5 protein-coding genes are annotated in these 5,566 nt (G+C 42.2%); all 5 read left to right on the plus strand.

Annotated features, from left to right (window positions below):
* The first annotated feature begins 270 nt into the window (after window positions 1-270).
* The 5 genes from ACKI3C_RS11405 (at window position 271) to ACKI3C_RS11425 (ending at window position 5,339) form a co-directional block, all read left to right on the plus strand.
* Window positions 271-882: a hypothetical protein gene (locus ACKI3C_RS11405; RefSeq protein ID WP_407405137.1), complete on the plus strand. Its 612-nt coding sequence runs from the start codon at window positions 271-273 to the stop codon at window positions 880-882.
* Between the two features lie 141 nt (window positions 883-1,023).
* The gene (locus tag ACKI3C_RS11410; protein ID WP_407405139.1) at window positions 1,024-1,287 is read left to right on the plus strand and encodes a hypothetical protein; all 264 of its coding nucleotides are present in this window, start codon (window positions 1,024-1,026) and stop codon (window positions 1,285-1,287) included.
* 44 nt (window positions 1,288-1,331) lie between these two features.
* A complete protein-coding gene (locus tag ACKI3C_RS11415) occupies window positions 1,332-2,042 on the plus strand; it encodes a hypothetical protein (protein WP_407405141.1) in 711 nt (236 codons plus the stop codon).
* 1,210 nt (window positions 2,043-3,252) lie between these two features.
* Entirely contained in the window at window positions 3,253-4,149 is an 897-nt protein-coding gene (locus ACKI3C_RS11420; protein ID WP_407405143.1) for a carboxypeptidase-like regulatory domain-containing protein, read from the plus strand.
* A gap of 224 nt (window positions 4,150-4,373) precedes the next feature.
* Window positions 4,374-5,339: a hypothetical protein gene (locus ACKI3C_RS11425; RefSeq protein ID WP_407405144.1), complete on the plus strand. Its 966-nt coding sequence runs from the start codon at window positions 4,374-4,376 to the stop codon at window positions 5,337-5,339.
* Window positions 5,340-5,566 lie beyond the last annotated feature (227 nt).

The following is a 5,566-nucleotide window of genomic DNA, read 5'->3' on the forward strand; positions in this document are numbered from 1 at the left end:
AAACAGAATCCGCTTGATGCACTTGTGGAAGTCGCAAGGTATAAGATAGAGAAATAATCAACAGTTTTATTAAAACAGCACCTTAGCTCGCAACTTTTGAGTTGCGAGCTAAGGGCGTGTACCCCTACCTGAGTAGTTACGACTTTTTAGAGTGAACTCAAACATTTAAAAGTATTTGACACAGTTGCTGATTTTGAAGCAGCAAAAGAACAACTTGAAAGTCCTTATGTTGCACTCACTGAAGACAATGAAAAAGTACATTATGAAGAAGTGGAACCACAACCGACTTACGAATATGTTGACCTTGGTCTTCCAAGCGGTTTAAAGTGGGCAACTTGTAATGTGGGTGCTAATAACCCTTTGGAATATGGCAAATATTTTGCTTGGGGTGACACTGAAGGGTATTATGACAATGAGGAGCATGAGTTTTCTCAAGATTATAAATTTGGTTCATATGAAGCACTGACCAAATACAATACAGATAGCGATTATGGAACAATAGATAATAAGGTCACTCTTGACCCTGAGGATGATGCTGCACACGTAAATATGGGTGGTGATTGGCGAATGCCTACTGAAGAAGAATTGAATGAATTAATCAATAATACAACCAACGAATGGATAACAGTTAACGGCGTGAAGGGTAGAAAGTTTATAAATACCACAGATTCAAGCAAGTATATATTCATACCTGCTTCAGGGTCTTATTATGGTCTTGATAACGACTACCAAGGTCAAGATGCATATGTATGGACATCTTCACTTGAAACAACTGACTCTGCAAAAGCAGTAATTTTATCTTTTTCTCAATATAACTGCAAAGTGTCTAGTGTGAGTCGAATGATTTATGGACTCTGTGTCCGTGGTGTCTTAGATGCCTAAGAATCTTGAGTACGGATTTGGAAAATATCAAATAAATTAGTAAAATGAGATACAGAGGATGTTTGTATCTCATTTTTATTAGGTTATATGAGAACAAAATGATATATTTGCAGAATAAAAAAGAAAATTATAGTAAATAGAATGAAGAAAATAACTGATATAATGAAATCGTATCATGGAAGGTTTGTTCCTATGTTTCATTGGGCTAATCATCCTCCTATGAAGATATGGTATGATGAACAAAAAAACTCCATTTGTGTAGATTGCGGCATTTCAAAGACAATACCAAATGATATAGAGAATTTTGATGAAAGTATGTATGATACATTATTGAATGAATTAGAAATTGATATTATTTTCTATTTCAAGGAAAAGGGTGTGGATTTGTTTGGTGTTGAGGACTAATTTTTGCTAACTTATGATATTTATAATAAAATGATATTCTATTAATGCTAACAAATGAACAGATATTACTATTCTTACACAATGATTCTTGGTTTGTACCAAGCAAATCCGAAAACAAGGAAATAGTTACAGATAGTGACGGAAATAAAATAGAAGTTTCAAAATCATATTATCATAGGATTAGTGATAATTGTAAGATACAGATAAGGGTATCTAATCATGGTACTTATATGAACACATGGGTAAAACACAGGTATGACCCAACATTATCATTGCAAAATCTTAGTGTTGTATTTTCAAATAGACCAATCGAATATAAGAAAGTAACAGAGCCTCAACAAATAGAAAATGAAGATGGTTCTATTAGTACTGTATATACTTATTTTGTAGTAGAACAATACGTTTATAAACTTGATAATCTCAGTATCAAAGATTTTAAGAGAGTTATTAATCAAATTAAAAGGTTAGATGAAACAACTGTTTTTACTGACCCTCTGAAGAAGAAAGCAAACAAGAAAGCAAGTAGGAATCCAATTACTCCTAATGACATAGAAGATAAACCTATACCATCAACAAACAATCCTGTTCATCCAAGACAAACAATTGTAAGAGATAACCCCAATAATGAGGTAGATGCAAAAGGGAACATTTTGCCTAATGAATCATTGTTGCATACCAACAAGATAGTACTCAAAGAATCTCAACTACGCTCAATCATTCGTGAAGTAATTCATAAAATGTTTCATTCGATATAATAGGCAATCCAACACTTCAACTAAGGAAATGTTGGATTTATTATTTTTCATTCGGGGTCAAATTGTATATAGTCCCCATTAATTATTGAGTACAATCTTTTCTAATGATAAGTATTTTAATTGACAAAGTTACAAAATAAATCTGATAAAATCAATCCTTAATAAATATATTATAGTGAGACAGAGAACAAATGATGATTATTTACTATTTTACCCTATTATTCACAGAAATATCGTTTCTACACAACGAAAACCGACAACATTTAAGGACAAGTATTACAAAACATGTTAATCCTAAAAAAAAACAGGCACTTCACGCGGCAGTGACACAGCACTCCCCTATAACTAGCTGAAAGCAACACAACCATTCACGACGGGGAACCCGTCACACTGCATCGTAACCGGCGGTCGCCAGACCGTCGGACAGGGAGCAGACCGTCGGACAGGATAGTCATCTACCACATCGGCCTCGGCAGGGGCCGCACTGCATCGTAACCGAGTCCTTATTCTGACAGAACTCGCACTGCCCTTACAGGGATTCCGTAGTAACGGTTGTCGCCGTTCCTGTTAATAATGCCTCCCGTAGATAAAAGGGACGGTTCTTTTTATCTAGTTTTTCTATCCTCTTTTGCCTCGGTGGGAGAAAAGAAAAAAACAAAAAAAACCCCGCTTCGCTGAAAAACAGTTTTTTATTTATGTTTATTCAAGTTTCGCAAGCTGTAATTTACTATATTGCAACAAATAATGTATTCATCGCGCCGACAGGTGCGTGGTCGCACTTGTGCGACTATCAATAACCGAGCGTAGCGAGCTCGGCAGAGTGAGCAGCGGCTAGTGGGCGAAGCCCGTGCCGCGACCAGCGAACCTCTGCCAACAATGCGCGGGGGTGAAGTGAGCGCAGCGAACGCAACCCCCGGATACTGAAACAAAAGGGAATGCGTGCTGAAAGTACGCGACCTACAATACAATAAACGATAGTTTAGCAACATGCGAAACTTGAATTATTCTAATTATTTTAATTTCTTTCAGTTATTACTAAATCTGTGTTATCCGTGAAATCCGCGCGGGGATTAATCTATTGTTTTAAAAAAAAATCACACGTGGCGATATTTGTTTCTCTCGATTATTTCTTGTAAATTTGCAACCAAATTTATGTGATAGGTCACTGATTATGAGCAGAGGGAAGGATATTTGTAAGAGATTGAAAGATGTGCGCTGTGAGATTGCGCGTGCCAACGGCATCGAGTTTGTCACCAGCGAGTGCAGCTTCAAGGGCGAATGCACCGGCACATGCCCCAAGTGCGAGGCCGAGGTGCGTTACCTCGAGCAACAGCTGTCGCTGCGCCGTCGCGCCGGAAAGGCCGTTGCCGTGGCAGGCATCGCTGCGTCGATGTTCCTGGCCTATGCGCCCGCTATGGCTGCGGTTCCTGAACCTGTGCCGTCGCCGGCCGCACAGCATAAACCGTTGCCTCCCAAGCCTGGCGACATCAAACTCATCCCCTCAACCCCTGCGCAAGGCAATAGAATCATCGTTAACGGTATCGTTGCCGACGAGATGAAGGAACCGTTGATAGGAGCCACAATCAAGTGCAATGGCACATATTTTACCTCCACCAACATGGAAGGAATGTTCTCCATAGAAGTGCCGCGCGGAACCAAGGTTGATATTCAATATATTGGGCAAGAGGATATTACTTTTACTGTGCCCGAAGATGCCGTGACCAACTTCGACGCCTTTATCATCATGAGCGAGGGCCCAATGTCGCTCGGCGAGGTTGTGGTAGCCAATCGTCCATGCAAAAAACAAAAGGACTGCGTGATATATAACAACAAATGGCCGATCGACGCACCCAAATATGTAGTTCAAGTGACAGGTACCATACGCGAGAAGGACCGTCCCGGCCGACCAGTTGAGAACGCTGTCATCTACCTGGAGCAGGGCAACAAGGTGGTGGCACACGGCGACTCGATAGGAAACTTCGAGATGACCATTCCCCGAGGCATGACCATCATCGTCAAGGCACCTGGCTACAAAGACGTGAAAGTGAACCTCGACCGCAACGCCAAGAGCATTTCACTCAACGTAACCCCTTTCCCCATTGAATAATATCGGGAGATAAAAAATCTGTTCAATCTGTTTCTGTGGTTGTTTTGCCAGGTGGACAAAGGGAAAAAACTCAGTCACCTCTGTGCCTTCTGTGGGAGATGGTCGGTCGGTAAGGCAAAGTGCAAAGTGGGTTGAATCCTCGAATCTGAAAAAATTGCCATAATATTTGTAAAAGCAATGGTTTTGCTGTAAATTTGCAACTGGCATTTAAATTTTACATGATTATGAAGAAAACTTTTATTGCATTGTCGATTGCCTTGGTTATGTGTGCATGCACAGGTGGCCCTGGAACCACTTCAGGACAAGGCGTTCAGATGTCTGACGAGCAGATTGAGCAAATCAAGAACGACAACAACCCTCTGCGTGAGGGCACAAAATATTTTCACAGCAGCGAGTTTGACTACTCGGTCAAGTACCCCGTGTCTTACCAGGACTTCAAGGAGAAAGACGGCGGTTTCACTTGCCAGTCTAAAGACGGCATCGCGTCGATCACAGTCACTGCCCGCAAGAGTGACGCTTCGATCGAGGAAGAGTTCAGTGCAGCGTTGGCCCACTACAACGGCAAGAAAGCCGAGATTGAATACAAGCAGCTCGACGACACGTGTTTCGTCATAAAATGTGTTGCCGACGGACACAAATTCTATCATCGAAGCATCATGTTCAATGGCAAGCTTGCAGCATTCGTCACCGATACCCGTCTCGATGCCGGCGACTCATCGATTGACCCTAACGCCATCTACAGCTGGATAGGCGACGAGATAGGGGAGAGCCTTGCAGCAGGCCCCGCACCCAAGGAGGATGAGCCCGTCAAGGTGGACCCCAACGCAGTGGCACAGGTCGCTTACCTGGGCGAGGGGTGGACCTTCTCAACGCTCACTCATGAAGACGCATTTGCCAAATATGGACAAACCAAGGATATTAACGGCTATGCTGCTACAACCAAGGGGCGTGAGATATACATGATTGTTCCCTCTCAACCCTCGGCTTCGGTTACTGTCAAGGATGTCAACACCGGCGAAGTGATGTATAGGGGTGACAGCAAGCCCATCATCGTGCGTTGCAACGAGGATCACAAGAGCGATGTCGAAATCACTATCATCGACGACACTGGCAAACTCACGAAATACCGTCCCGCCCTCAACAACGGCCGTCCGTCAACCGCAGCCGGCATCCAGGACATAACAAAGTAACACAGCGGATCTGGTTAGTAGTGGCTATGGGTAAAGTCCCTGCGTGCAGAAACCACTCGCAATCTGTTATTGAAAGTATATTAACAAATTCAACTTTAGCTTTTATAATAAATGATGCTAATTTATTGTCCAGTAGGACAATATCTAAATAACCCCCACCGCCGAACGTAGTGGCGGTGGGGGTATAGGTAAACCGCAAAAATGCGTCCAGCAGGACGCTAATCGGA

Source organism: Sodaliphilus sp., from assembly GCF_045598405.1.
In the GTDB taxonomy this organism is placed as follows: domain Bacteria; phylum Bacteroidota; class Bacteroidia; order Bacteroidales; family Muribaculaceae; genus Sodaliphilus; species Sodaliphilus limicaballi.

What these genes read in the sequence shown, in the direction of transcription:
- ACKI3C_RS11410 (WP_407405139.1), top strand. Translation starts at nt 1,024, where the DNA reads ATGAAGAAAATAACTGATATAATGAAATCGTATCATGGAAGGTTTGTT.
- ACKI3C_RS11415 (WP_407405141.1), top strand. Translation starts at nt 1,332, where the DNA reads ATGCTAACAAATGAACAGATATTACTATTCTTACACAATGATTCTTGG.
- ACKI3C_RS11425 (WP_407405144.1), top strand. Translation starts at nt 4,374, where the DNA reads ATGAAGAAAACTTTTATTGCATTGTCGATTGCCTTGGTTATGTGTGCA.